Consider the following 25936-nt stretch of genomic DNA (forward strand, 5'->3'; position numbering starts at 1 on the left):
TTTTCGCAAAGTTCATTAACCTATGTTCCTCACATTAGGGCGTTTCCTCCTTCTTGCAGTCCTCCCGGCAATCGCCTCTGCCGGTGAGCTCGCCCTCAAGGACGCGATTGGCGGACTTACCGACTTTCCTGTGGCCGTCGATGGACGCGCCGCGGAGATCGTAACGGACAAAGCCGAAGCGGACGTCGTGCACATTGCCGCCGATTTACTGGCTTCGGATGTCGAGCGAGTGAGCGGAGTTAAACCAAGGGTTGCGGTTGCAATAGCCGGCCAGACTACGCCGGTCATCGTCATCGGCACTTTGGGCAAAAGCGCGTTGATCACAGATCTTGTGAAACGCGGCAAACTGGACGACAAAGGACTCGAAGGTCAGTGGGAGTCCTTTGTCATCACCACCGTCGTCGCTCCCTATCCCGGTATCAATACTGCGCTCGTGATCGTGGGCAGCGACCATCGCGGCACAGCCTTTGGCGCGCTTTCGCTCTCGGAAGCCATTGGCGTTTCTCCGTGGGAATGGTGGGCCGACGTTCCTCCGCTACCGCGTAAAACGCTGGTCGTTTCTGCGGAAACACACACGCAGGGGCCACCCTCTGTGAAGTATCGCGGCATTTTCATCAACGATGAGGACTGGGGCATCCGTCCGTGGGCGGCAAAAACCTTTGAACCGGAAGCCCAAAACCTCGGTCCGAAGACTTACGCGAAAATCTGTGAGTTGCTCCTCCGATTGAAGGCCAACTCGCTTTGGCCAGCGATGCATCCGGGAACGAAGGCATTCAACTCCTTCCCGGAAAACAAGCTCGTCGCCAACCGCTATGGAATCGTAATGGGCTCCTCGCATTGCGAACCGCTCCTGCGCAACAACGTCGGTGAATGGGACGGCAAAACACGCGGCGAGTGGAACTACCAGACAAACCGCGCCGGTGTGCTGAATTATTGGGAGGAGCGGGTGGAGGAAAACGGACTTTTTGAAAACAACTTCACGTTGGGAATGCGTGGTGTTCACGACGGAGAGATGCCCTTCAAAGGGTCGATGCCGGAGCGTGTGGCATTGATGCAGCAGATCATCAGAGATCAGCGCGGTTTGCTCACGAAATACGTGAACCCGAAAATCGAGCAGGTGCCGCAGATTTTCATTCCCTACAAGGAGGTGCTCACAACCTATCAAAATGGACTCCAAGTGCCCGAGGATGTCACGCTCGTCTGGCCGGACGACAATCACGGCTACATTCGCCGCCTCTCAACGCCGGAGGAGCAGAAACGCAGCGGAGGCTCGGGTGTTTACTATCATCTTTCCTATTGGGGCGCACCCGAGGATTACCTCTGGCTTTGCACCACTCCGCCTGCATTGATCTGGGAGGAAATGCGCAAGGCCTACGATCATGGAGCGCGCAGGCTATGGATTGCGAACGTCGGCGACCTCAAGCCGGCTGAGATCGACTTGGAATTCTTTCTCCGAATGGCTTGGGATGTCTCGCAGTGGGACGAAAAAGCGCAGCCGACTTTCCTGGCGCAATGGGCACAGCGAACCTTCGGCAAAACCTCATCCACAGACATAGCGGCGGTCTTGGATGAGTATTATCGGCTGAACTATCCAGCCAAGCCCGAGCATTTGCTCAAGGCGCAGTTCACGACAAATTACAACGAAATCGGGCAGCGGCTGCAGCGTTTTACGGCGCTGGTGGAAAAAACCAACGCCATTTACGAAAAGCTCCCGCCTGCGCTACGCGACGCGTTTTACGAACTGGTAGCTTACCCGGTTCGCTGCTCGGCACTGATGAATGAGAAATATCTCAGCTCCGACCCAGCGAAGTCGCAGGCCGCCCATGATCAGATTCAAGCCGAGACCAAGATTTACAACGAGCAGATCGCCAACGGAAAATGGAACCGTATGATGTCGGCCAGCCCGCGAGGGGGAGCCGTTTTCAAAAAGGTTTCCAGCTCGCCAGCGCTCGCTGCCCTGTCTCCAGCCAAGCCGGCAGACGACGGTTACATTTCATTGGAAGCCGAAAAACCGTCCCGCACGACCAATGGAAGCGGGGCGACTTGGAAAACCATCGCCGGACTTGGTCGCAGCGGCGACTCCATCGCTCTGCTGCCAACAGGTGAAAGCGTTCCGGCAGCGGCCGCTTTGGAATACGAATTCAACTCCTCTCACACGGGATCGGCGAGGGTGCTCGTTTATTCCATTCCCACGCACGCGCTTCATTCCGGATTGAAGCTCCGTTATTCCATCGGCATCGACAACGAACCTCCCCAGGAAGTCGATCTGGAGAGCGCGGAGTTCAGTCCGCAATGGAGCGCCAACGTCCTTCGCGGTACCGCGATTGGCACAACGAATCATTCACTCACCGCAGGCCGGCACACGCTCAAGATTCAGCCGCTCGACCCCGGCCTGGTCTTCGACAAAGTGGTGCTCGATCTCGGCAGGCTCCAGCCCACCCATCTCGGCCCCCCGGCATCAGCCGCACCCTAGGCAGGAGTCCGCAGGCGGCGTTCCTTCCTCCAAATTCATCTCTTCCGCACTCTTTGAGAGTTAGCTGCTCAAGAAGCGATCCTTCGCTTCGGAAGTGCGCCAAGCCCAACCTTGATCGCCTGCACCGGCGTGGCCTATTCTCGGGCATGTCCGCCCCTATTTTAGTCATTGGCAGCTTTGTCCAGGACCTCACTTTCTTCGTTGATCGCTTTCCCGCCGCCGGCGAAACGCTGGTCGGCCAGTTCACCACCGGACCTGGTGGAAAAGGCTCCAACCAGGCCGTTGCCGCCGCCCGCGCCGGGGCCAAAACCGCCTTCGTCGGTGCCGTCGGCCACGATGCGTTTGGCGATGCAGCGGAAAAGTTTCTCGCTGCGGAAGGCATCGAGCAGCACCTCCTTCGCGTGCCCGATGCCGCCACCGGCACCGCCGGAATCACGGTCAACGCGCAGGGGCAGAATCAAATCGTCGTCGCCCTCGGGGCCAGCGAAAAATTCACCGCCTGCCAGATCGATCCGGCGTTGTTGGCCGCCGCTCAGATCGTCGTTTTGCAGTACGAGATTCATCCGCAGACCGTCGACGACCTGCTTCAACTCGCCCGTGCCGCAGGCAAAACCACCATCCTCAACCCCGCGCCGATGCATCCGGCGGTGGATTTTTCCATCCTCGCCAACGTCGATATTTTCATCCCGAACGAGACGGAATTCGTCACCGTCGTGCAGCGCCATCCCACGTTGGCCGACGCGAGTTTCACCGAGGAAAAACTCGCGGCGCTGAGTCCGATGGAACTCCACTCACTTTGCCGCAGGCTCGGCGTGCCCACGGTCATCGTGACCCTGGGAAAACGCGGCTGCTTCATTTCGCAAACGTCCGGCCACGAACTCGTCCCGGCTTGCAGTGGAATCCAAGTCGTCGATACCACGGGCGCGGGCGATGCGTTTGTCGGCGGTTTCGCGGCGGGCCTGATCGCATTTGGCGGCGACATCGTGCGCGCCGCTCGCCACGGCAATGTCGTCGCCGGCCTGAGCGTGACCAAACCCGGCACCGCGCCCTCCATGCCGACGCAGGCCGAGATCGAAGCGTTTCTAAGTTAGATGCCGCTTCTTTCTGGCTCCAGTTTTCGTCCGGCGTGCGGCCTCGGCAATGGACATGTGCAAACCATCTGGCCGGTGCTGTTTCGCCGCCTGCCTAACATCACCAACCAGCGCGAGCGGCTGGATCTCCCCGACGGCGATTTTCTCGATCTCGACTGGGCGCGGCACGAGGTTATTCCTCATGTCAGGAGGCGACTAGTCATCCTAACGCACGGCCTGGAAAGCTCCTCGTGCGATGTTAGCATTCAGGGAATGGCGGCCGCATTTTACGAGGCGGGCTGGGACGTGCTCGCCTGGAACATGCGCGGCTGCAGCGGCGAACCGAACCGACTCCCGCGCTTCTATCACAGCGGGGAAACGCGCGACCTCGCCGCCGTCATCGACCATGTTAGCACAAGCTACGACGAGGTGGGTTTGATTGGATTCAGCCTCGGCGGAAACATCATCCTGAAATACCTCGCCGAACCTAACATCGCCCCCAGCATCACGGGTGCCGTCACCTTCTCCGTGCCGTGCGACCTCGCCTCCAGCGTGGACCGTCTCGATGCACCCGACGGACGTATTTACACACGACGCTTCATCCGCAGTCTGCGTGCGAAAATTCACGAAAAGAAACGCCACTTCCCCGCTGAGTTCGATGTCACTCGACTGGAAACCATGCGCACCTTTCACGAGTTCGACTCCGCCTATACCGCGCCGCTGCACGGCTTCTCCAGCGCGGAAGATTACTGGCGGCGGGCGAGCTGCCTGCCCGTGCTCGGCCGCATCCGGGTGCGCACGCTGCTGGTGAGCGCAATCAACGACCCTTTTCTCAGCCCGGCCTGCCTCCCGTTCGCGGCGGCGCGGGAGAGCGACTTTTTGCATCTCGAAACCCCGGCCAGCGGCGGCCATTGCGGCTTCATCAGCTCCCGATGCCCGACGGTCGGCTGGCCCGAAACCCGCGCCCTGGAGTTTCTCGGCTGAGTTTGGTGGCGCTCAGCTAACGTCGTTTGCGGGAGCGGGAATTTCTGGGCTTGTCCGAGCGGCGGGAGTCGGTTGGTTTTTGGGCGGGACGGCTGTTTGATTCGTGGCGGCGCGGGCGGGCCTCGTTGCGAGTGTTATCCCTGGGTTCTTCGCGGCGGGTGCTGGTGTTAGTACTAGCATCGCTGTGGCCGGGGGCGACTTTGAAGTCGATCTGGTTTTTCGCTGGATCGACTCGCGTGACGATGAGCGGAACGCTGAGGCCGACGGCGTAGATGATGCCGGTGCGTCTCCCGGTGAAACGGCGGCGCACTGGATCGAATAGGAAATAGTCGTCGGTGAGGTCGGAGATGTGGACCAGGCCGGTGAGGCTGTATTCGATGAGTTCAACGACGAGGCCGTAGGGTTTGATGTCGGAGATGAGGCCGGTGAAGTGGTCGGGGATGGTTTTGCCGAGTTGCAGGGCGAAGAACTGGAGTTTCTTCAGTTTGGAGGCTTCGCGCTCGGCGTCGGCGGAGGTGCGTTCGGTGGTGGAAATATGCTCGGCGGTGACGGCGAGATCTTTGGCAGCAGGCTGGATTTTACCGGGCCGATGGTCGATCATGGCGCCGAGGACGCGGTGGACGACAAGGTCAGCGTAGCGGCGGATGGGGCTGGTGAAATGGGTGTAATTGGCCTTGGCGAGACCGTAATGGCCGAGGGCGCGCACGTCGTAGGTGGCGCGCTTCAGCGAACGCAGCAGCCCGACTTTCAGGACGGGTTCGTCGGGCTGGCCGGAGAGGCTCTCGAGGAGTTTCTGGACTTCGCCTTTGACCGAAAGGTCGCCGACTTTGTAACCAGCGAGGGCGAGGACTTCGCGGTATTCGGAGAGTTTCTCGGGGTCCGGCTTTTCGTGAATGCGGTAGATGCTGGGGATGGTGCGGTCTTTGATTTCGCGGGCGACGGTCTCGTTGGCGGAGAGCATGAATTCCTCGATGAGCTGGTGCGAGCGGTCGTGCTCGACTTTTTCGATAGCGATGGCGCGTCCGTCGTTGTCCACGCGGACTTTGACTTCGGGGAAATCGAGGTCGAGCGAACCGTGGGCGAAACGGTTTTTGCGAAGGAGCGCGGCGAGTTCCCAGGCTTCGAGAAGTTCGGTCTCGACGGGGGAATGCGCCCGGCCCTCGAGGACGGCGAAGGCTTCCTGATAGGTGAGGCGTTTTTTGCTGCGGATGACGCTGCGGCTGAAGGATGCGCTCTGCTGGTTTCCATGGGAGTCGAAGCGCATCCAGACGGTGAAGGTAAGGCGGTCTTCATCGGGCCGGAGGGAGCAAAGTCCATTGGAAAGGCGCTCGGGGAGCATTGGCAAAACGCGGTCGGGCAGGTAAGTGCTGTTGCCGCGTTCCCAAGCTTCCTTGTCCAGCTCGGTACCGGGCGTGACGTAGTGCGAGACGTCGGCGATGTGGACGCCGAGGAGCCAGCCGCGGTCGGTGCGTTCGACGCAAATCGCATCGTCGAAATCGCGGGCGTCGTCGGGGTCGATGGTGAAAATAGTGAGGTCGCGCAAGTCTTCGCGGCCCTCCGTGTCGGAGGCTGGAACAGTCGTTGGGAACTTCTCCGCCGCCGCCAAAATGCGCTCGGGAAACTCGGCGGGCAGACGGTATTTCCGAATGATGGAAAGCATGTCCACGCCGGGCGCGTCGGACGCCCCGAGAACCTCGATGATGCGCCCGGTTGGCGGCTCGTAACGCTGGGTCCATTCGTCCAGATCGACGACGACTTTGTCGCCGGGCTCGGGGTTAAGATCGGACTTGGCGGTGACGGTGATCGGGAGTGGAATGCGCGGGTCGTCGGCGATGATTTTTCCGGCTTTGCCGCCGCGCTGAAAGACTCCGACCAAAGTCGAATTGGCGCGAGTGATGACGCGGACGATTTCGCCCTCAGTCGTGGAGCGTCCGGGAGTGGAACCACGTTTGTCCCCTCCCCGGCTGCGGCGGAGTTTGGCCTCGACGCGGTCGCCGTGCATGGCGACTCCAGTGTGTTCGCCAGCGATGAAGAGGTCGCCTTTTTCCGGGTCCTCGCTGATGACGAAGCCGAAGCCGCGGGCGTTCATGTCGAAGCGTCCAACGAAGAGTTCGTCCTTTTTCGGGAGCGCGTAACGGTTTTTCTTAAGGAGAACGACTTGTCCGTCTTCGAGGAGTTCGCGCAGGACGCCACGGAGCTGGTTGCGTTCGTCGGGCGGGAGGTCGAGGGCGTGCGAGAGGTCGATCTTGTCGAGCGGCTGATATTTTTCCGAGCCCAAGAGGGTCAGAATGCGCTCGGGGAGATTTTGCTGTGCCATAGTTGCGGGGACTTTGCCATGTGTCCCGGTAATTGACATCGAAAAACTAGGGCTGGCCGCCGTCGCTTTTTGAAGTTGCTCGCATCTGGCTTGTTCCCTGCTATCACCCAGATCATGAACAGCGACTCCCCACTTGCGGCTCCCATTTCTGCGGAGGCCATGCCCGCTGGTCGCAGGGGTTTGCCTGCCTTATGGATCATCCTCTTGATCATCGCCGTTATCGCTGCGCTGGGCATTAGCCTGATGGAGGAAATGAAAGATGGTCCGCTGGCGTTTCCTGACTTCCGAAACTGGTTTAATGCCTTTTTCGTAACCACGGCCGCGACGGAGCCAGCCGGCTTATATCTAGTCCTTGGCTTCACGATCATCACAGGCTTCGGCCTCTGGCTGGGAAAAAAAATCTGGCTTCCCGAGACATGGGCCACCCGCATTTTTGATTCCCGCATCGCTGTGCCGACGCTGGCCCTTTTTTCCCTGATCTTCTCTGCCGCTGGCGTCTGGCTGGTGATGCATAACCGACCTTTGGCTGCCGATGAAAACATGCCCGACTTTCAGGCGCGCATTTTTCTTTCCGGCCAGCTTCAGGAAACCATCCCCGAGAAACTGCGCCCGATCGTGCAGACTTTCACACCACTCAACGCCGTCATCTCGGCAGACAGGACTCGTTGGAATCAAGCCTACCTGCCGGTGTATGCCGCCTTGCGCGCACCGTTTTTGTTTTTGCATCTGCAAACACTGGTAAACCCATTATTAGGTGCCGTGGCTATGATGAGCATGGCCGGGGTTTGCCGAATTCTTTGGCCGGAAAAACCATGGCTGTCAGTGGCAGGGGCGGCTTTCGTCGCGCTCTCACCACAAGTCCTGATCACGGGCATGACTTCCTATGCGATGCCCGCGCATCTGGCCCTGAATACCGTCTGGCTCTGGCTGTATTTACGTCCGAAAAGCCGTTGGTTTTGGTGTGCGCCAATTGTCGGAGTGCTCGCTGTGGGGCTGCACAGCCCATTTGTGCATGCGCTCTTTGCCGCGCCATTTTTGCTTCGACTCGTGCTGGATCGCCGCTGGAAACCGGCAGCCGTGTTTGCCGGCATTTATCTGGCAGGCTGCGTCGGCTACTATTTTTGGTGGCATTTTTTTGCCCCGGTCAATGCGGCTTCCACGGGGCTTTTCTCTATCCAGCGCCCAGGTTATGCCATTGGCCAGGCGATCAATTTCCTCAATTTGATGAGCTGGTCCGCTCTGCCGGTGCCCCTGCTCACCGGACTGGCCATTTGGAAATATCGCCAGCTTCCCGTGCCTCTGCGCGATGGTGCAATGGCCTGCCTGCTCACGTTTGTTTTTTATGCGATGATCAGCTTCGACCAAGGCCTCGGCTGGGGAAATCGTTACTTCCACGGCGTGCTGGGTTGCTACTATCTGCTCGCGGTATTTGGGCTGGACGTGCTCATTGGCTGCAGTGGGAAAAAGTGGGCGCTTGGCTGTGTTTTATCTGGATGCCTGGTTACCGTGCTCCTCCTGATTCCATTACGAGCCTGGCAGGCGGAAAAATTTGTAAGGCCCTTCGCGGTTGCGCAAGAACGCTTCCAAAAAATGGATGTCGATCTGGTGCTCCTCGACCCGCGCATGGCGTGGTACTCGAGTGATCTTCGACGCAACAACCCCTCCCTCACCAACCGTCCTCTCATCTCCAACGTGGCGGTGCTCGATCAAGATCAAGCCGTGCTTCTGCGAAAGATGTTTCCGAAGCGGCATTTTGCCACGCAAGAGGAACTGGGCAGTTACGGTCTTTCCACCCGGCCATGGACACCGATTGTCGGACATTGATCGTGACCTCATTGCCTTCTAACTCGAATCCCACTGCCGGGTCCAGAACGCTCTGGCTGGCCTTGTTAGTCACCGCGCTGATCAGTGCAGCCTGCATTCATTACGTCGAGGGATTGAAGGAAACGGCCCTCTGTTTTCCTGATCCGAAAAGCTGGTTCAATTCCTTTCTAGTCGTCATCGCCAGCACCGAGCCTGCGGGCCTTTATGTGGTGCTGGGGTTCTGCGTGCTGACAGCGTTTCTCACCTGGAGACGGTTGCATTTTCTGCCATTGCCATGGAAGTCGTTTTCTCCACGCAAAATCATCCTCGTTCTCGCCGCGACCAGCTCAGTCGTTTCCGTGTTGGGAACCTGGCTCATCACCCATCATCACCCGCTGGCTTGCGATGAATTCATGCCCGACTTTCAAGCGCGCATTTTTTTATCCGGCAAGTTGCAGGCGGAGATCCCGGAGGATCTGCGTTTCGTGTCACGCGCGCTCACCCCTTTGCAGGCCATGAGGACTAGCGACGACTCCCATTGGAATCAAGGCTACCTGCCGGTCTATGCGGCGATGCGGACTCCATTCCTCTGGCTACATCTGGAAATGCTGGTGAACCCACTTTTCGGAGTCATCGCCATCCTGGCCATGGCGGGTGTCATTCGCCTGCTTTGGCCCGGCAAACCGTGGCTCGCAGTGGCTGGCACTGCGATGGTCGCATTGTCCCCGCAGATTCTAGTCAACGATATGACCGTCTATGCCATGCCTGCGCATCTGGCTCTGAACACCGTCTGGCTCTGGCTGTATCTGCAACCCGGCAAACGCCGGTTCTGGCTCGCGCCAATCGTGGGAGTACTAGCCATCGGGCTGCACAGTCCTTTTGTGCATGCGCTGTTCGTCGTGCCCTTCCTGATTCGCCTGCTACTCGACCGCCGCTGGAAAGCGGTCTGCATTTACGGAATCATCTACCTCGGCGGATGCGCCGGTTGCTGGTATTGGTGGCATGTCTTTGCCCCCGACAATGCCGCGCCCAGCACTCCCCTGCTCGTCTGGCATCTCCAGAGAATCCTGGCAACGGTGCCGCTAAATCTGCTGCTGCTCCTGAGTTGGAATACGCTGCCCTGCATCATTCTGGCGCTGGTCGGGTTGCGTTTTTTCCCGCAGTTGCCAGTACCGGTACGGGACGGAGTGATCAGTTGTCTGCTCACTTTTTGCTTCTACGCGCTCCTTCCTTTCAACCAGAGCTATGGCTGGGGCAACCGCTACTGCTATGGTGTTTTGGGCTGCCTGATCCTGCTGGCCGTGGCAGGGCTGAATGAATGGACGACGCGCGCTCCGGGTCGGGAGCCGGGCCAGTTTGTTCTGCTCGGACTGGCGGGCACGGTGCTCGTCTTGATTCCACTGCGCTTTTCGCAGGTGGAGCGCTTCATCCGGCCGTTTGCGCGCGCAGAATCGAGTTTCAATCAAATGGACGCCGACTTGGTAATCTTCGATTCCAGAGTCGCATGGAACTCGGGCGACCTCCTTCGCAACGGCCCATTTCTGGAGAATCGTCCGCTCATAGCCAATCAGCGTCATCTGACCCCAGAAAACATCGAGGCGCTGATGAAACAATTTCCCAGAACGCATTTCGTCAATCGTGAGGAGATGGCGGGTTACGGCCTGTTCACCACTCCCTGGCGGCCACCAGCGGCGGACTAACTACAACTTAGGAAACGCCACATCCGTCCTGGGAAAAAACACGACATAGCTGCCGTGTCTTTCCACCCGCGAGAATGAGCGGATGGCACCGATGCGTTTGACGAGCCGATTCACTTCCATGGCGTGCTGATCCAGTCCCACCCCATTGAGGATGACGGCACCGATGGGCAGGTTTCCAGCGTTCTGCGGAATATTGGCCAGCGCAGAATCGAGCTCGCCCGTGGTGAGTTGCGTCGGAATGGTGAGGGCCCTGCGCTCCGCATAATAAGGGATCACCGAGGAACCGTCCGAGCCAAACATGACCAGCACCTGACCCGGCTGGGTTTGGGTTTTGATGTAGCGGGCGATGAGCAGGTCGCGATCCCTCCACGAGTGCTCGAAGGAAACGGAGTCCACGTCTTTGAACCAGAGGATCTGATTGGTCGCCACAGTCAAAATGACCACAATGAATAAAGTCTGGCCGAGCCGCTGACTCAGCACATGCAGGGCCACCCCGAGCGCCGCCACGAGGAAGATGGCGTTGGAATACTGGTAGTAATTATGGACGACATGGAGGTTGGTGAAGAGGAGAAACGGGAGCAGAAACAAGCCAAGCAGCGAGCCGATCAGCAGCCGAAAACGCAGATTCGCGAACCAAAATCCCACCAGGCAAACAATCACTCCGAGAAAGCCGCCGACCGCTTCCGGCACCGAGCGATTCCAAATGGTGCGCACCCAAAGTTTGGAGCTGAATCGCAGGCTGGCCTCGCCGTAGTTCCACTGGCTCATGGCTTGCGAGGTGAGATATTTTCCGAAGACCGTCTGCGATTTTACCTCGTCGCAATAGTGGACCCACCATTGGATCGCCACGAAACAAATCCCCAGACTGAGCAGCGCGGGCAGGGTGACTCGCAGCCAGTGCCGCTGATGTGGAAAATTTTGAGATTGTAGTTGATGCAGCGCGATTAACATCAGACTCGCCACTGCAAACGACGGGAATGTGGTCACCTTCGTGAGCACTCCGAGCACTCCGCAGAGGATGGCCACCACGAGGCACCCCCATGTTTTCCTAACCAAAAACCGGTGCAGCAACGCGAGGTAGCTGATGGTTAAAAAAAGAGCCGTGGACTCGATCATGAAAGTCCGGCTCCAGAAAAGGTATTCCGGGGAAAGCAGCAACGTCGCCGCGATCAGATGAAACAAGCGACGCGATCCACCGCCGTCCTTCACCAGCTGGTGAATCCCGCCGAGACAGCCGTAAAATGCCGTGATGCTCACGAGCCGCCCGGCGACTTCCAACGGCATCCCGGTGGTGACCTTCAGCGCCGCCACCAGCCATTGATAGACCGGAAATTCCAGCGGATTGCGCCACGGAAAACCAACGATGGGAGTTTCATACAACTGAGGTGTGAGCCAGTGGCCGTTTTGCGCCAGCCAAAATGTGGAGAGCGCCGTCTGCGTCTGCCGATACGCATGTTGGTCGGTGATGGGGATATTTATCCAATTTGCAAAGACGAAGAGACTCGTCAGCAGCGCGGCTAGATACAAATACAGAGCCGCCTTGTCCTGCAGACTGCCAGCGTGCTCCGATTCAACGGCAGGCCGTTTTCCCAAGGAAGGTGCGTCTGCGTTTGGTGGTGGAATCATGAATGATATTTGGCTAATGCTAGCCGGATGGCCAGTAAACCGACGGTGCCGTCTTTTGGACAGCCCACAATTCATTCCCAACTGATCTCCAATCAGATCTGGGAAGCGGTCTCCATGATGGCCAAGGCGGCCTTCCTTTTCCTCCTGACGCCTGTCATGTTGCGACATTGGGGACAGTCGGGTTACGGTGCTTTCGCCGTGGCAAGCTCGATGGTGGTCTTTGTCTCGATGTTTGACCTGGGTTTGCGCGGTCGGGCGCGGGTCGAGCTTTGCCATGCTGTCGCCTTGGGAGAAATGGAAAAAGCCAGTCAGGTCCTGGCGATCGCCATGGCTCGGTTTGGCGTCATTGCAGTGCTGGTTTTGTTGCTGGTGACGGGGCTGGAAACGATGGGCATCTGCAGCCGTCTTCTGGATTTGCCGCCCGAGTCCGGTCACCTCATTCTTCTGACCGCCGCCTTTACTCAGCTACAGATGCTGACGGGTTTTTTACTGGAACCTCTCATTGCGGAAGGACGCATTGGCTTGGCCAAACTCGCCGGGGCGGCCGGGGCGGCAGTCTCGGTGCCGGCAGTGTGGCTGGTCCTGCATGGCGGGGGCGGCGTGGCTCCTGCGATTGCAGTCTGGCTTGGCTGCCTCACCATGGCGAATCTCCTGACTGTGATTCTAACCGGTCATTTTCGAGATGTGTTTCGCTGGAAATGGTCTGCCGTTCTGCACGCCGGCTGGGGCGCGACTTTTTCCGCCGGGCTTTGGTTTAATGTCACCAATGCCGCATGGCTGGCGAAAGGCCACGGCCTGACTTTTCTCATCTCCGCCATTTCAGGGCCTGCCACGGCGGGCACCTTCTTCATCATTCTGCGGTTGAGTGAGATCATTGGCACTTTTGGAGCCATTTCCTGCGATGTGACTCTGGGCGGCATGGCTGGAGGAGATATCGCGAGACGGCGCAGCGTTTTTTCACTCGGTTATTCCTACGCGACGATCCTGTGCCTGGTCCTGGCTGCGGGCATTGGGTTTCTAACACCGGCATTTTGGATTTTGTGGCTGAATGCCGCTGCTCCAGTGGGCTGGGCAACGGGCTGGCTGGCGGCCCTGCTGGGCCTCGCCTCGGGGTTGAATCGCATCATCGTCTACGCCGCCATGGCCTTGGGCATCGTGCGAGCGGCAGCCATCTGGACTCTGCTAGAGGCTGGCTTTGCGATGCTGGGAGTCATGCTCGTGCAGCGTTCGGCGGGATTGGGAGCCACGCTTTTGCTAACTTCGCTGGCCAGCCTCGTTCTGGTTCCCGTGGCCTTGCAAATTAGCCGCGCACTCGACCAACCATTCTGGACGACCTGGCAGCCCCGGCTGCATTTGCCTAGATAAGCGTCTGCTCACCCTGCCGCGCGTATTCCTGTACGTAACTGAACTCCGTTGCGGCTGTCCTGCGCAGCACGAGGATGGGCGTATGGCAGGCGCTTTTCCAGAGATTGGAAAACACGTTTCCAAGGAATTTCGGGGGAAATGGGTAGAAGCCCACGCCCCGGACCTCGACCAGCTCAAACAAACCACCGGCCACGGAGAAAATGATGAATTCCTTCAAAGTAAAACTCCGCACATGCGGGCCAAACACTCGAATGCAAGTCGGCTGCATCCCCAGCAATAGGAGCAGGCGATTGTGCAGACTCGCCAAGTTTGGCACGGAGAATAGAAAAATTCCACCCGGCTTCATAGTGCGGGCAATCTCGTCCATCGGCTTGAACACATCCTTCAAATGCTCAAAGACCTGATTGCACACCGCCACATCCACCGAGGCTGTCGCCAATGGAAAAGGGATGAGTTCAATATTGCCCAGATGAACGTCCACACCGTTCTTCTGCGCTAGTGCCGCCTGCTCGGGAAAACCTTCTAGTCCCAGCACCCGGACAGCCTGCACCACACCCGCATATTTCATCGTGTGGACACCGTCCCAGCAGCCAATATCCAGCAAAGTGCCACCCTTGGGACCGTGCTTTTCGAGGAGTTCAAGCAAGGCCTCCTGCAAGCCGAGATGGATTCTGGAGCAGGAAAAATAGGCGAGCTTTTCCAGACGGGGTGAATTGCGGATGTCTTGAGCCATATTGCCGTGCTAACTACAGTTCTGAATCCGCCCGAGAACGGTGGTGCGGAAGTCATCTCCCTTGAGGAAGAGTAGATTGGCGGCCTCATCCTCTGTTTTCAAGGCTAGCAACTTGGGTTCATCCAGAGGGCACAGGACATTTTTGATCGTATCAATTTCATATCCTGCAAAACCGGAAGCCGCAAAAGCGGTGAGTATCTGCTGTGGATCAGTCCCGGCGCGCCGAAGGGCATACGGCCAGAATTCCATCATCATGGCGCCCTCTGGCATGTTTTGCAAAGTAGTGGCCATCCCCGCGACGGCCAGTCCTTCCGCTCCCTGAATGTCCATTTTCAACACCTTGGGCACTCGCCCGCCAAGATATTCGTCGAGGGGAACCGCCGTTATTTCGATGCTCTCGCGCGCTTCCTCGCCAGGCTGCAGGCGGTGATCGCCCATATTGTCTTTGGAGAGGTAGAGGTGAAATGTGGAGGAGCGGTCGGCCAGTGCTTTTTCTTCCAACAGCACGTTGTTGAAACCATTGAGCTGCAGCATTTCCGAAAGATGTCCGGCATTGCGCGGCTCGGGTTCAAAGGCAATCACACTCCCAGAAACGCCAGCCTGTCTCGCGGCAATGGCCGTGAAAATACCGATATTGGCACCAATGTCGATCACCAGGTCCCCGGGACCGATGAGCAGGGAGAAAATTCTGCGTTCGCATTTTTCATAAAGACCGAGAAACAAGGTGCCGGCCATAATGTAATCTTGAGGGTTGAACACATAACGAATGCCACCGACTTGGAAGCGTTTTGGAACGAGCAGCATGACCAAGCGGCGTATAATGGCCGAGATCCAAGGCGGTTTCGGCATGATGGCGACCCGATGGAAACTCTCCTTCAAGATTTTTAGCATGAGTATCAATGCCGCAATCCAACTGGTGAAATCAATAAGTTATAGTTGATCGGAGCGAGGGACCGCTGCAAGGGAAGTGGCTGCATCCACGGATTCGAGGCTGGTGGTTTGGAAATAATCACTTCTCCGGGGCAAGCGTCCGTAAACTTCGTAGTCATTGTCGTAGTCGGATTCGTCTGCCCAAATCGCGCTGACTCCCGATCGAAGCGGAGCTTTGCGCTGGGGATGTGTGGGCCCAAAAAAAACCGTCATCGGTGTAGCCGTGGTGCCCGCTAGATGCATGGCGCCGCTATCAGTCACATAAATGTGACGCGCATTCCGCATCACTTGCACACTGCCAGCCAGATTTAATTTGCCGGCTAGATTAATGATATCGGAAGGTAGATCGAGGGAGCGATACCAAGCATGATCGCCAGCATCGCCCAGCAACACGACCGGCCCTTTGCCTCGCAAGATATCTACAAGCTGAATAAAAAGTCGGGCGGGCAACATGCGAATCGCGCTGCTTTCACGCAGGTTATTTCCTCCGCTGTTAATGCAAGCCACGTAGTCCGACGGCAGGGCTTGAGAAGGATCAGGCTCCACCGGAGTTGGGGAGAAATCCATGGACACGTCGAGCCGATCCACGGGGGTCAGCGTTTCAAGCAGATCGAGGTAGTAGTGGATTTCATGCCGGATCGGGCCATAGGGCACGCCTTGGGTCAGCAAGACGCGGCAGATGCCGTCTCGCCAAAAACCCACTCGCCGCGGGATGCCGGCCAGAAAAGCCGTGACGGCGAAACTCCAATGCTTGTCGAGGACAAAGACCAGGTCAAAGCCTCGCATTCCTTTGGTCAACGCCAGTAAACCGGTCCATTTTTTCTCTGTGAAAATGGCGGGGTCAAAGGTTTGGATTTTGTCCAGATAGGGATTGTTGACGAGGACAGCATCGAACCCACGAGCCACCCAAAACTCGATCTGCGCCTGAGGAAAGACCCGCCGGGTTTGCCGCAGGAGAGGCGTTGTCATCAGCACATCGCCCATCGCTCCAAACTTGAAAAAAAGAATTTTCCCGGGAGTTGTCATGGCATCAATAACAACACGGATGCGTCTGGGGTGACCAATCTTTCCGCCAAGGGCGGCCCTAGACCTCGGCGAATCGTGCCTGCGAATTCGCTGGCGATAGAATAGCTCGCAATTTTCCCCATACCTCCTCAACTCCGATGGTGTCCATGCCAGGCCGCTTCCAAGCATCCGACGGGTATTCGAAACCTAGATTTAAATATCCACCGTCTGGCGGAGCAACTTCACAAATGGCTGTGACTGGTCCTACTGGTCCCCAGCGATGCGCATTGGTCGGCCCATGCAGCCCCACGGTTGGCACGCCGAGGGCGGCGGCCAGATGCATGACTCCCGTGTTGACTGAGACGACAGCCGCCGCATTTTCCAGGCAGTCCAATGTTTCCCGCATTGGGCAGCCTGCCAGATTGCGCACCATTTCAGGGAATTTCTGCGCGGCCATCCAGCGTTCGTTTTCCGCAAAATCCTGACGTCCGCCCGTCAGCGTCACTTCATATCCAGCCTCCAAGCATCGTCTCGCCAACTCTACCCAAGCATTTTCTGGCCAGCGCTTCAACGCCACATGTGTCACCCCACTCGGCCAAAGGTGAAAGATAATCTGCCGGCGCTGTGTCTGAGGGCGGCCGAGCGGTTCCATGTGCGGAGTTGAGTTGGATGTAACTCCGAGCGGATGCAAGAGTGAGCGGAAATTTTCGAGCTCATGCCGGTCATTTCGATGCGGCACGGCAACATCATAGAGCGCATGCTGGTATTGCCCCGGCGTTTCGAAACCGATGGTCAGGCGCGCATTTCCCAGCCCGGCCACCAACGCCTCGCAACGGCTCCATTGGCCACAGTTAATGATGATGTCCGCTTTCAAATTCCTGAGCTTGCGGATGATCTCCCATGGACGTGTAAAGTTTCCGGGCAGCAGTGTGTCTATGTCTCTCATCTCCGCCGCGAGACTGGCGATGCTGCCTCCTCCACACATCACGATATCCGCCTGGGGGTATGCCAGCCGCAAGTCCCGCAAAACTCCGGTCAGCAGAACGAGGTCGCCCATTCCATCGGCCTTGATTAAAACAATTCTGCGGATGGTCTCTGGCAAATCGCCACGGCGTCGGACAAAAGACAGAAGCCGCAGCAGCGGGATTCCCACGGCATAATCCAACTGGCGCAACCATCGGGAGCCAGCTTTGCGACCGTTTTTCACACTCGCGGATTCTGCCATGACATCATCGTCTCAGGAGAGACCACCAGCCCGCTGCGGATGTCTGGAAAGGCCCAGGATTCCCATGAAAAAGCTCGAGAAAAATATCTGCGTGCCGGTGGTTAAAAGCGTCACGGCCGGGATGACCTGGCGCAAGCTTTCCGGATAGGAAAGCGCTCCGTAGCCGACCGACCGCCATTGCATGAGCGCGTGGACCAGCCAGGCGAAACCCATCACGCCCATGGCGATGCCGGAGAGGAGGCCGCTTTCGAGGGAGACTTTTTTGACAATAGTTTTCAGACGTTGGCTTGGCGGCATCAGGCCCTGAGTCACCGCAAAGACGCGGGCAAAGATCGCGAACAAGCTGAGTTGCAGTCCTATCACCACGGCCATGGCGCAGACGAGCAGTGTGTTGGTGTCGAAGCCGGCGGGTCCGATTTTTATCGGGCCAAAGAGGAGTCGCAATCCGGCTAGAAAACCGCCGCCGGTCAAAGCCGCGCCGGGCACCAGAAACAGCCAGAGCGGACAGAAAAGCAGCATAAAACGCAAGTGCCGCCAGCCATCTCGCCAGCTCCGCAGATGCGGCGGGCGGGAGCGTCCATCTTTGTGCAGCGTGATCGGCACCTCGGTGATTTTGAGGCCTTGCAGGGTGGATTTGATGACCATTTCGGAGGCGAATTCCATGCCCGCGGTGCAGAGCGCCATTTTCTCGTAACCTCTTTTAGAAAAGCCTCGCAGACCACAATGGAAGTCGTTTACCGCACTTTTGAAGAAAAGTTTTCCAATAAATGAGAGCACCGGGTTGCCAATCCAGCGGTGTTTCCACGGCATCGCTCCTTTTTCAATGGTCCCCTTTCCGCGCGGCATGCGGCAGCCCATGACGAGTTCGTAGCCTTCGCTGAGGGCGTTGATGAATGGCGCGATCTTGGAAAAATCGTAGCTGTCGTCCGAGTCGCCCATGATGATCCACTGACCTTCGGCGGCTTCGATGCCGGCGCGCAGGGCGTTGCCGTAGCCCTTGGCTTCGACGGCTATCACCCGGGCTCCAGCGGCGATGGCGAGAGCTTGGGAGCCGTCGGTGCTGCCATTGTCAGCGATCACGACTTCGCCGCTGACGCCTAATTCTTCAAAACTCCGCCGCGCTTTGCGAATGCAGCTTACCAGGGTTTCCGCCTCGTTCAGGCACGGCATGATGACCGACAATGTGACGGCTGATGCCTTTTCCGTTTCTGTAAATTGCAATTCGGGGGAGCTGGCTGTGAAATCCATGCGCTTACTTAAGCAAAAACCTTGCCACACCTTTCGCGGAGTATTTCCGCACTCTCATCTTGTGCTCGATCCGAGTCGCCGTTAGATAACTCCTGCGATGTTCACCGAGGGGCGCTCCGATGATTATATTCCACTGGCGGTGGTCGGGAAATTTCCGATTTATGCGACGGAGTTACTCGTCGGCATCCATGTTTTCACCATGGTTGTTTTCGCGCTCTGGGCCGGTATTTCCGGGCTTCCGATGGGGAGCACGACGTTGGATTTTTACACGGCTTACAGTCCGGCCTTCATCGTGGAAAAGTTGCAGGTCTGGAGATTGGTCTCTTACTCGATTCAAAATTATCCGTCGCTCGGATTCGCTCTCGGAATGCTGATGCTTTGGTGGTTTGGCCGCGAGGTGGAGAAGTTCTACGGGCGGCGCAATTTCCTCATTTCCTACGCTGTTCTGATCCTCGCGCCTGCGCTGATCGGGCTGCTTTTCCATTTTCCATTGCAAGGTCCGTCGGAGGCGCACTTCGCGATTTTTATCATGTTCGCCGCGACTTACCCCGGCGTGCTGCTGCTTTTTAACATTCAGGCAAAATGGATGGCCTGGGTTTACATCGGGATTTTCACGCTGATCCATCTTGCCAATCGCAATCTCAGTGGACTCGCTTTGCTCTGGCTGATGGCCTTTCTGGGTTACGGATTGACGCGCTATCTGGGTCGCAGCGAATGGCTCCCGGAGGGTTTGCAGGGAATGCTGCCGAGTTTTGGAAAACCGGCTTTCACCGTTGTTCGGGACGAGCCTCCCGCAGAGCGCACGGACGACCCGGTTTCGTCCATTGATCCGATTCTGGAAAAAATCGCCCGCAGCGGACTTTCGAGTTTGTCTGCCAAGGAACACGCCGCATTGAAGGCCGCGAGTGGTGAGTTGCAAAAAAAGGGCGGACGCTAAAGACTTTTCCATGCCCGAGCCCGACCTGAAAAACCTCACGCCCGACCTTTACAACACGGGTTACGTGACGGCGATGTCCCATTTTTATCGCGGCGAACTGGGCCGGATCATGTCCTGGCGCCAGCGGCTGGATGTCACCACAAATTGGGCGATCACTTGCACGACGACCTTGATCACCGTCTCGTTTTCGCTGCCGTCGCTGCCGCACATCATTTATTTTTTCAACATCGTCATCGTCTGGATGATGCTTTGGATCGAGGCGCGCCGGTATCGGTTTTACGACGCGTTTCGCGCCCGCGTACGAATGCTGGAGTCCCATTTTCTCGTGCCGATGCTGTTGCAAAACCAACGTTTACTCGAAGGCGAATGGCGCAAACTCGTCTGCGAGGATCTCATTTTGCCGTCATTCAAGATCACCGTCATGGAAGCCGTTGGCCGGCGCATGAAGCGAAATTACATCTTCCTGTTTGCGATCATTCTCGTTGCCTGGCTCACGAAAATCTTCATCCACGCTGATCCGAGAATCACCAACTTTCGCGGCTTTTATCACGCGCTCGGCGTCGCCCACATCCCGAGCTGGCTGGTGGCGGGTTTGCTTGTGACGACTTACACCGCCGTCATCGGGATCACTATTTACATCGCCAAAAACAGCTCGGGCGAGGTCAACGAATTTGGCGGCAACCGCCCGATGTGGAGAATATGACGGGCACCATCACTCACCTGCGCGAGATTGTTGCCCAACTCCGATCTCCGGACGGCTGTCCGTGGGACAAGGAGCAGACTTCGGCTTCGCTGATCCCGAGTTTCATCGAGGAAGTTTACGAGGTGATCGACACGATCGACCGGCAGGATCAGAACCATTTGCGAGAGGAATTGGGCGACATTTTGCTGCATGTCATTTTCCAGGCAGACATCGCCAGCGACGCGGGGCATTTCAATTTCGACGACGTGCTGGCGGAGATTTGCGAGAAACTCATTCGCCGGCACCCGCATGTTTTTGGGGCGGAGAAAATGACCGATACTGCGGCGGTTTTGAAGCAGTGGGATGAAATCAAACTTGCTGAAAAAGGCGGTGTCGCGAAAAAGAAATCGCTCCTCTCCGATGTGCCGATGTCGTTTCCGGCGTTGCTGCGCGCGGCCAAATTGCAGCACAAGGCGGCCAAGGTCGGCTTTGACTGGCCGGACGCGGAACCGGTTTTTGCCAAGATCAACGAGGAGATTGCCGAGGTGCGCGAGGCTGTCGCAGGTAACGATGCAACTCGCATCGAGGACGAACTGGGCGACGTGCTTTTCTCGGTCGTGAATCTGGCGCGCAAGCTGAAGATCGACCCGGAACTCGCCCTCCAGCGCGCCTCAAACAAATTCACGTCGCGTTTTTCCCAAGTGGAAACGCTTGCCGAAAGCCGCCAGCTCGACCTGCAATCGCTCACCCTCGAGCAACTCGACGCCCTCTGGGACGAGGCAAAAATCAGCTCGTAATCATTTTTAGCTTCAAAAGCCCGTCCGCTCCTTTTACCTTCCGCGCCTCATGCAAACGACTCTCATCCTACTCAAACCCGACTGCGTCAAAGGCGGCCACATTGGCGAAGTCATCGGCCGCTTCGAGCGCGCTGGTTTTCAAATCGCCGGCTGCAAAATGCTTTTCGCGACCGACGTCCTGCTCAACGAGCACTACGCGCACATCGCCGCCAAGCCGTTTTTCCCCGAAGTCGTCAGCTTCATGCAATCCAGCCCAGTCATTGCGCTGGCCATTCGCGGCGACAGTGTCGTGGAAAAAGTGCGTGACCTGCTCGGCCCGACCGACTCCAAGAAAGCCGCGCCCGGCACTATTCGCGGCGACCTCGGCCAGGACGTGATGATCAATGTCGTGCACGCTTCCGATTCGCTGGAAAACGCCGCGATCGAGCTGAAACGATTCTTCCTCGACTCGGAACTTTTCTAGCACCGCAGACAGCGGCGAGTCTATTGTTACCCTCATGATTTCCGCTTCTCGTCTGAATCGACTCAAACTCGCCCTCGCCTTCCTTGCGACGGCGCTCCCCGTCTGCGCCACGTCGATTACCGGCGGCGGCGAAACGGTCGAGACCACCCCGACTCCGCCGCCGGGTTTCTCCAGGACGGAGGAAAATCCCGACGCGGCTACCAAGGAATCCTCTCCCGCAGAAACACCAGCTCCAGAGCTGCCCCAGGTTCGCAATCTTCCGGCTCCAACACCCGTGCCGTCGGACGAGTTCAAGTCGGTTCTGCAACAGGCGCGGAAGGATTTTCGCGAGAAAAACTACGACGATGCGCTGGAAAAAGTGCGCAAAGCAGAGGCGCTCAAGCCCGATCAGCCCGACGTAATCAATTTCCGGGGCGCGATCTACGCCGAGACCGGGCGGTATGCGGAAGCGGTGAAGCTCTACGAAAAGGCGCTAGCCTTGCAGCCGAACAGCTTCTGGCCCGCCTACAACATCGGCGAGGTCGATTTCATTCAGAAGAAATATCCCGAGGCGCGGGCCTGGTTCCAAAAGATGCAGGAGAAACTTCCGAAGAACGAGCTGCTGCGCTTCAAGATCGTCGTGACTTATTTGCTCGAGAAAAACGATGCTGCCGCCAAGGCCGAGTTGGATAAATTTCAGTTTCCGAGCGAAACCGCCGCCCGCGAATTTGCCATGGCCGCTTGGGAGTTTGCCCACAATCACCCGGATAAAGGCCAAGAATGGATGGAATCCGGCGTCCGCATTTTCGGCTGGGGCCGGACAGATTTTCTCTATCAAAGTATGGCGGACCTGAACTGGGTTCCCACGCCGCGTCCGACTCCGGAGCCTCCGCATTAAGCGGCGTGCTGGATGATGCAGGACAACGCCGCGCGCAGATCGGCGACGTTGGATTGGGACATCAAGGAACCGCCCAGTCGTGGGTTGATCTCGAAAAGGATGATCTCGCCGTTCGGTCCGAGGGTGTAATCAGCGTTGCACGGACCGGAAAAAGCGAGCGGAGTTAGAAACGACTCCAAGACCGCCAGCAATCCGGGCTGTGCTACCGCTCGCCGGCGGTTGCCCTGGACGGCAGGGCCTTGGATAGGCGCGTTTTCCTGCGGCTCGTAAAAATAAACGCAGTGCCAGAGAATGCGCCCGTCTTTGCAGACGCAATGCGCCACAAACTCGCCCGTGTGCCGGACGAGCGCCTGCAGGATACAGGACTTTCCAGCGAACGGAGCATGAGTCATCAGTTCCTCCGCGTGCTGGCGCGAAGTGACGATCTCGACGCCTTTTCCCGAGTTTAGGTCGGTCCGCTTGAGCACGCAGGGAAACTGCGCTTCGTCCAGCGAGTCGAACATCGCCGGGACATGCGAGGTAAGATTAAGCACCTGCGCATGGCGGAAAAAAGCAGCCTTGTCGGCCAAGGTTCGCACCGCGAGATCGCTCGGAGCGAGGGCTGGCCATGAGACGGGTCGGAGTCCCATGTGCGACTCCATCAAGGGAATAACGACAGTTTTTTGCCAGCAGTTCTGCGGCGGCACCACGCCATCCACCGGCACATGCAGCACTTCGCGCACGCCCGGCACACCGTCCCAGAGGAGCGCGAGCGGAGCTAGGGTTCGCATCCAACTCGGACTGTGCGACCCAAAGATCACCACGCGGACGTTCCGCCGCCGGAGGAAATCACCCAGCCAAGGCAGCAAGGCCTAAAAGAAAATCGGGATGATGAGGATCGCGACGATGTTCACGACCTTGATCATCGGGTTGATCGCCGGGTCGCTCGTATCCTTGTAGGGATCGCCCACGGTGTCGCCGCGGTTGATCGCCACGTAGACCGTGTCGCCCGTGGTGGTCATCGAATACGCCCACAGGTCGGGCGTCGCGGTGAGGGTCGAGCGATGCCCCCGCCGGAGCGCGGGATGCGCGGCGCGGATGGTATTGAGCGCCTTCACGCGATCGTGGAGGTAGGTCTGGTCGGCGGAGAGGCCAGCCCACTGCATCATCCGGCGGTTGTCCGGATCGCCCGCGCCGGGAAGCCCGATCTCGTCCCCGTAATACACGAGCGGCGCGCCCTTGTTCGTGAGGAGGAGCGCAAACGCATTGGCCACGCGCTCGAAGGGTGAGCGGTAGTTCGGAAGCTGCGGCTGATTCGACCACGAGAGGTTCTTCCCGTCGTCGCCTTGCCCGCCCCACAAGGCCGGATCCTGCGCGAGATGAATGATGCGCGGCAGATCGTGGTTGCCGATGAACGTGCTCATCACCGCAGTGGAGCCGTAGTAGCTCTCGTTCGTATCCATGTAGGACGCGAGGTCGTTCATACCCGTGTACTGCCGCATGATCACCGCCTCGGTGATGCGCTTGCGGAGCGGGAAATCGAACTGTCCGTCGAGCTTGGCGCTGGGGTCGACGAACGATTTTATGAAATCGCGGTTCTCGAAATCGTAGGTCTCGCCAACCATGTAGAAGCGCTGCGGGATGGTCTGCCCGGCGATGACCTGGGTGTCGATCGAGCTCCTCAGCTGCGTGAGCCAGCTGGTGTCGACGTGCTTGATGGCATCGAGACGGAAGCCGTCGATCCCGGTGTTCTTCACCCAGTCGACCGCGTTCTGCACCATGTAATCGCGGGCCGCCGAGTTGGTGTAGTTCCAGTGCGGGAGGTAATCGGTGAACCAGCAGCGCTGGTACTGCGTGTCCCAGCTGCAGTTCTGTCCGCAGATGCAGTCCCCACCGTTGAACGAGTTCGGCCAGAACCAGTCGTTGTGCGCGGCGTACACGGGGCTCGTGATGTGCGCGTGCACCATCGCGTAGTCGAAGAGCACCTTGAGCTTCTTCGTGTGCGCGGCGGTGACGAGATCCTTCAGCTCCTGCATGGTGCCGAAGCACGCCTCGGGCTGCGCGGGATCCTTCGGCCAGTAGCCGTGGTAGGCGGAATAGTTGTGGGTGTCGCCGCCCGTGCCGTGCCCCGCGACGTTGTCGGCGTTCTGCACGGGCACCGTGATCCACAGGGTGTTTACCCCGAGATCGGTGAAGTAGCCGTCGTTGATCTTCTGCGTGACGCCGACCCAATCGCCGCCTTTGTAGTCGCCCGGTCCGTCGGTTCCGGCGACGTGACAGTTGTTGGCGGCGCTGCCGTCGAGAAAGCGATCGACGAAGACGAAGTAGATGACCGCGTCGCGCCAGTCGTAGACGCCAGTCGGCGGCAAGGCGGGCTCGGCACAGGTGAAGGGTGCGCAGGTGATGGCGGTGGCGAGGCTGTTCTCGATGCCGCTCGCATCGGTGATCTTGTTCGGGTTGGCCGGGTCGAGCACCCAGGTGGTGCCGTCGATCACGAACTTGTACTGGACCGGCTTGTTCCACGGCACCGGCACCGTGACCTTCCACTGCGCGCCCGACTTCGTCATCTTGTCGCCCGCGGTCCAGGCGTCGTCGCGGTAGTCGCCGCGCAGCTCGACGCTCGACTCGCCGCCCACCGGGTAGACGAACGTGGCGGGACAGCGCTTGAGGTCGTCGGTGCACGACGGCGTGGTGTCGATCGGCGTGTCGGTGCCGTTGGAGTCGCCGCCGTAGCCGTAGCCGTCGGCCCCGGCGCCGTCGTAGGACCCGGCATCGAAGCCGGAGCCGTCCGGCGGCCCGGGCAGCGTCGTGTCGTCTTCGGGGCTGCCGCAGCCGAGGGCGCCGAGCGACGAGAGCGCGAGGCCGAGGCCGACCGAGGACGAGACGACGAAGGAGGAAAGCCAGTTGCGCGGCATGACGAACCTCACGGTGAGCGACCTCGGGGCGGCTTGGACGGGGCGGCGAGCGTAACGCAGATCAGAGTGACGCGCCCGTGACGCCGGGAAATTACCGTGTGCAACCGCTCCCGGCGGGGAAGTACAGCGCGACGGTCCGGTCACCTTTCGGCAGCGTGATCGGCCCGGGGCCGAGGGTGAGATTTCGTCCGGTCATCACGTCGGTCCAGTCGCCGGCCGGAACTCCGGAGAGGGTCGTGACGAACGCGGCTGCGGCGTTGCGGGTGACGGCGACGATCGCGGTGTCCTCGCCGGAGAGCTCGCGCGCGAAGATCAGGTGCTCGTCGTCGGCGGCGAGCGCGCGGTAGGTCCCGCGACGCAGCGACGGCGAGCAGCGCCGCGCGCGACCGAGGAGACGCGTGACGTCGCGCACGGCGCGTTGGCCGCCGGTGAGCACGTCGTCGGCGGGCATGGGTCGGCGCGTGTCGGGATCGGCGCGGCCCGCGAGGCCGACCTCGTCGCCGTAGTAGACGACCGGCGCCTCGGGCAGCGTGAACAGCAGGGCGAGGGCGAGCTGCTGCTTGCCATACACGCTCGCATCCGTCGGCTGCGGCGCCGGATCGAAGCCGTCGCCGCCGGCCTGTCCGGCGCTGAGCGACGAGAAGCGCGGCACGTCGTGGTTGCCGATCATCGCGGTCATCACGGCGCCGGAGCCTTCCCACGCCGCGAGGCTGTTCTCGATGGCGGAGCCGATGCTCGACATCGGCGCGCGCTCCTCCGCGATGGCGGAGCGGAGCGCCCACATGAGCGGGAAGTCGAACTCCGAAT

The 25936-nt window shown here is 58.8% G+C and carries 21 protein-coding genes; 11 read left to right on the forward strand and 10 right to left on the reverse strand.

The features are described 5' to 3' along the window. The first annotated feature begins 22 nt into the window (after positions 1–22). The 3 genes from ABIT76_06965 to ABIT76_06975 all read left to right on the forward strand — a co-directional run bounded on the left by ABIT76_06965 (position 23) and on the right by ABIT76_06975 (position 4527). Positions 23–2473, forward strand: a complete 2451-nt coding sequence (locus tag ABIT76_06965) for a glycosyl hydrolase 115 family protein (GenBank protein MEO7932881.1) — start codon at positions 23–25, stop codon at positions 2471–2473. A gap of 146 nt (positions 2474–2619) precedes the next feature. Further along, positions 2620–3564, forward strand: a complete 945-nt coding sequence (locus tag ABIT76_06970) for a ribokinase (protein MEO7932882.1) — start codon at positions 2620–2622, stop codon at positions 3562–3564. After that, the gene (locus ABIT76_06975; protein MEO7932883.1) at positions 3565–4527 is read left to right on the forward strand and encodes an alpha/beta fold hydrolase; all 963 of its coding nucleotides are present in this window, start codon (positions 3565–3567) and stop codon (positions 4525–4527) included. Between the two features lie 16 nt (positions 4528–4543). Here the strand turns inward: ABIT76_06975 and rnr are convergent, their stop codons facing one another. Continuing rightward, positions 4544–6844, reverse strand: coding sequence for a ribonuclease R (rnr, locus tag ABIT76_06980; GenBank protein ID MEO7932884.1), 2301 nt, complete (start codon positions 6842–6844; stop codon positions 4544–4546). Positions 6845–6958: 114 nt separating this feature from the next. Here rnr and ABIT76_06985 point away from each other — a divergent pair, with 114 nt between their 5' ends. Further along, positions 6959–8668: a hypothetical protein gene (locus ABIT76_06985; GenBank protein ID MEO7932885.1), complete on the forward strand. Its 1710-nt coding sequence runs from the start codon at positions 6959–6961 to the stop codon at positions 8666–8668. Beyond that, on the forward strand, positions 8644–10347 hold the full coding sequence (locus ABIT76_06990; protein MEO7932886.1) for a hypothetical protein: 1704 nt from the start codon (positions 8644–8646) through the stop codon (positions 10345–10347). The genes ABIT76_06985 and ABIT76_06990 overlap by 25 nt, the downstream gene beginning before the upstream one ends. Here ABIT76_06990 and ABIT76_06995 read toward each other — a convergent pair whose 3' ends face one another. Continuing rightward, positions 10348–11973, reverse strand: coding sequence for a hypothetical protein (locus ABIT76_06995; protein MEO7932887.1), 1626 nt, complete (start codon positions 11971–11973; stop codon positions 10348–10350). Between the two features lie 27 nt (positions 11974–12000). Between ABIT76_06995 and ABIT76_07000 the strand changes: the two genes are divergently transcribed. After that, positions 12001–13338 carry a hypothetical protein gene (locus ABIT76_07000; GenBank protein MEO7932888.1) on the forward strand — a complete coding sequence of 446 codons (1338 nt, stop codon included), beginning with the start codon at positions 12001–12003 and terminating at the stop codon, positions 13336–13338. On the opposite strand, the gene ABIT76_07005 is transcribed toward ABIT76_07000, so the two are convergent. The 5 genes from ABIT76_07005 to ABIT76_07025 are packed head-to-tail and all read right to left on the reverse strand — an operon-like array spanning position 13331 to position 18479. Next, the gene (locus ABIT76_07005; protein ID MEO7932889.1) at positions 13331–14071 is read right to left on the reverse strand and encodes a class I SAM-dependent methyltransferase; all 741 of its coding nucleotides are present in this window, start codon (positions 14069–14071) and stop codon (positions 13331–13333) included. The two genes, ABIT76_07000 and ABIT76_07005, sit on opposite strands and share 8 nt — an antisense overlap. Before the next feature lie 9 nt (positions 14072–14080). Then, the gene (locus ABIT76_07010) at positions 14081–14962 is read right to left on the reverse strand and encodes an FkbM family methyltransferase (GenBank protein ID MEO7932890.1); all 882 of its coding nucleotides are present in this window, start codon (positions 14960–14962) and stop codon (positions 14081–14083) included. Between the two features lie 39 nt (positions 14963–15001). Next, entirely contained in the window at positions 15002–16027 is a 1026-nt protein-coding gene (locus tag ABIT76_07015; GenBank protein MEO7932891.1) for a glycosyltransferase family 9 protein, read from the reverse strand. Between the two features lie 58 nt (positions 16028–16085). Then, positions 16086–17213 (reverse strand): glycosyltransferase family 9 protein, encoded by a 1128-nt coding sequence (locus ABIT76_07020; GenBank protein MEO7932892.1) that lies wholly within the window; start codon positions 17211–17213, stop codon positions 16086–16088. Positions 17214–17243: 30 nt separating this feature from the next. Further along, complete coding sequence (locus ABIT76_07025) at positions 17244–18479, reverse strand: glycosyltransferase family 2 protein (protein ID MEO7932893.1); 1236 nt, start codon at positions 18477–18479, stop codon at positions 17244–17246. 97 nt (positions 18480–18576) lie between these two features. Here ABIT76_07025 and ABIT76_07030 point away from each other — a divergent pair, with 97 nt between their 5' ends. From ABIT76_07030 to ABIT76_07050, 5 genes are read left to right on the forward strand one after another with little or no spacing between them, the layout of a single operon-like run. Beyond that, positions 18577–19416: a rhomboid family intramembrane serine protease gene (locus ABIT76_07030; protein ID MEO7932894.1), complete on the forward strand. Its 840-nt coding sequence runs from the start codon at positions 18577–18579 to the stop codon at positions 19414–19416. 10 nt (positions 19417–19426) lie between these two features. Further along, positions 19427–20119 carry a DUF2270 domain-containing protein gene (locus tag ABIT76_07035; GenBank protein ID MEO7932895.1) on the forward strand — a complete coding sequence of 231 codons (693 nt, stop codon included), beginning with the start codon at positions 19427–19429 and terminating at the stop codon, positions 20117–20119. After that, on the forward strand, positions 20116–20895 hold the full coding sequence (gene mazG / locus ABIT76_07040; GenBank protein ID MEO7932896.1) for a nucleoside triphosphate pyrophosphohydrolase: 780 nt from the start codon (positions 20116–20118) through the stop codon (positions 20893–20895). The genes ABIT76_07035 and mazG overlap by 4 nt, the downstream gene beginning before the upstream one ends. Positions 20896–20944: 49 nt before the next feature. Then, the gene (gene ndk, locus ABIT76_07045) at positions 20945–21358 is read left to right on the forward strand and encodes a nucleoside-diphosphate kinase (GenBank protein MEO7932897.1); all 414 of its coding nucleotides are present in this window, start codon (positions 20945–20947) and stop codon (positions 21356–21358) included. A 34-nt stretch (positions 21359–21392) separates the two neighbouring features. Beyond that, complete coding sequence (locus ABIT76_07050; GenBank protein ID MEO7932898.1) at positions 21393–22235, forward strand: tetratricopeptide repeat protein; 843 nt, start codon at positions 21393–21395, stop codon at positions 22233–22235. Here the strand turns inward: ABIT76_07050 and ABIT76_07055 are convergent. From ABIT76_07055 to ABIT76_07065, 3 genes are all read right to left on the reverse strand, one after another. Further along, positions 22232–23005 (reverse strand): hypothetical protein, encoded by a 774-nt coding sequence (locus tag ABIT76_07055; protein MEO7932899.1) that lies wholly within the window; start codon positions 23003–23005, stop codon positions 22232–22234. The genes ABIT76_07050 and ABIT76_07055 overlap by 4 nt on opposite strands. Positions 23006–23086: 81 nt before the next feature. Then, the gene (locus ABIT76_07060; GenBank protein ID MEO7932900.1) at positions 23087–25129 is read right to left on the reverse strand and encodes a sodium/proton-translocating pyrophosphatase; all 2043 of its coding nucleotides are present in this window, start codon (positions 25127–25129) and stop codon (positions 23087–23089) included. A gap of 91 nt (positions 25130–25220) precedes the next feature. Next, on the reverse strand, positions 25221–25936 hold a 716-nt coding region (locus ABIT76_07065; GenBank protein MEO7932901.1), incomplete at its 5' end, for an alpha-amylase family glycosyl hydrolase.

The organism is Chthoniobacterales bacterium (genome assembly GCA_039930045.1).
Classification (GTDB): Bacteria; Verrucomicrobiota; Verrucomicrobiia; order Chthoniobacterales; family DASVRZ01; genus DASVRZ01.

What these genes read in the sequence shown, in the direction of transcription:
- ABIT76_06965 (MEO7932881.1), top strand. Translation starts at nt 23, where the DNA reads ATGTTCCTCACATTAGGGCGTTTCCTCCTTCTTGCAGTCCTCCCGGCA.
- ABIT76_06970 (MEO7932882.1), top strand. Translation starts at nt 2,620, where the DNA reads ATGTCCGCCCCTATTTTAGTCATTGGCAGCTTTGTCCAGGACCTCACT.
- ABIT76_06975 (MEO7932883.1), top strand. Translation starts at nt 3,565, where the DNA reads ATGCCGCTTCTTTCTGGCTCCAGTTTTCGTCCGGCGTGCGGCCTCGGC.
- rnr (MEO7932884.1), bottom strand. Translation starts at nt 6,844, where the DNA reads ATGGCACAGCAAAATCTCCCCGAGCGCATTCTGACCCTCTTGGGCTCG.
- ABIT76_06985 (MEO7932885.1), top strand. Translation starts at nt 6,959, where the DNA reads ATGAACAGCGACTCCCCACTTGCGGCTCCCATTTCTGCGGAGGCCATG.
- ABIT76_06990 (MEO7932886.1), top strand. Translation starts at nt 8,644, where the DNA reads ATGGACACCGATTGTCGGACATTGATCGTGACCTCATTGCCTTCTAAC.
- ABIT76_06995 (MEO7932887.1), bottom strand. Translation starts at nt 11,973, where the DNA reads ATGATTCCACCACCAAACGCAGACGCACCTTCCTTGGGAAAACGGCCT.
- ABIT76_07000 (MEO7932888.1), top strand. Translation starts at nt 12,001, where the DNA reads ATGGCCAGTAAACCGACGGTGCCGTCTTTTGGACAGCCCACAATTCAT.
- ABIT76_07005 (MEO7932889.1), bottom strand. Translation starts at nt 14,071, where the DNA reads ATGGCTCAAGACATCCGCAATTCACCCCGTCTGGAAAAGCTCGCCTAT.
- ABIT76_07010 (MEO7932890.1), bottom strand. Translation starts at nt 14,962, where the DNA reads ATGCTAAAAATCTTGAAGGAGAGTTTCCATCGGGTCGCCATCATGCCG.
- ABIT76_07015 (MEO7932891.1), bottom strand. Translation starts at nt 16,027, where the DNA reads ATGACAACTCCCGGGAAAATTCTTTTTTTCAAGTTTGGAGCGATGGGC.
- ABIT76_07025 (MEO7932893.1), bottom strand. Translation starts at nt 18,479, where the DNA reads ATGGATTTCACAGCCAGCTCCCCCGAATTGCAATTTACAGAAACGGAA.
- ABIT76_07030 (MEO7932894.1), top strand. Translation starts at nt 18,577, where the DNA reads ATGTTCACCGAGGGGCGCTCCGATGATTATATTCCACTGGCGGTGGTC.
- ABIT76_07035 (MEO7932895.1), top strand. Translation starts at nt 19,427, where the DNA reads ATGCCCGAGCCCGACCTGAAAAACCTCACGCCCGACCTTTACAACACG.
- mazG (MEO7932896.1), top strand. Translation starts at nt 20,116, where the DNA reads ATGACGGGCACCATCACTCACCTGCGCGAGATTGTTGCCCAACTCCGA.
- ndk (MEO7932897.1), top strand. Translation starts at nt 20,945, where the DNA reads ATGCAAACGACTCTCATCCTACTCAAACCCGACTGCGTCAAAGGCGGC.
- ABIT76_07050 (MEO7932898.1), top strand. Translation starts at nt 21,393, where the DNA reads ATGATTTCCGCTTCTCGTCTGAATCGACTCAAACTCGCCCTCGCCTTC.
- ABIT76_07055 (MEO7932899.1), bottom strand. Translation starts at nt 23,005, where the DNA reads ATGCGAACCCTAGCTCCGCTCGCGCTCCTCTGGGACGGTGTGCCGGGC.
- ABIT76_07060 (MEO7932900.1), bottom strand. Translation starts at nt 25,129, where the DNA reads ATGCCGCGCAACTGGCTTTCCTCCTTCGTCGTCTCGTCCTCGGTCGGC.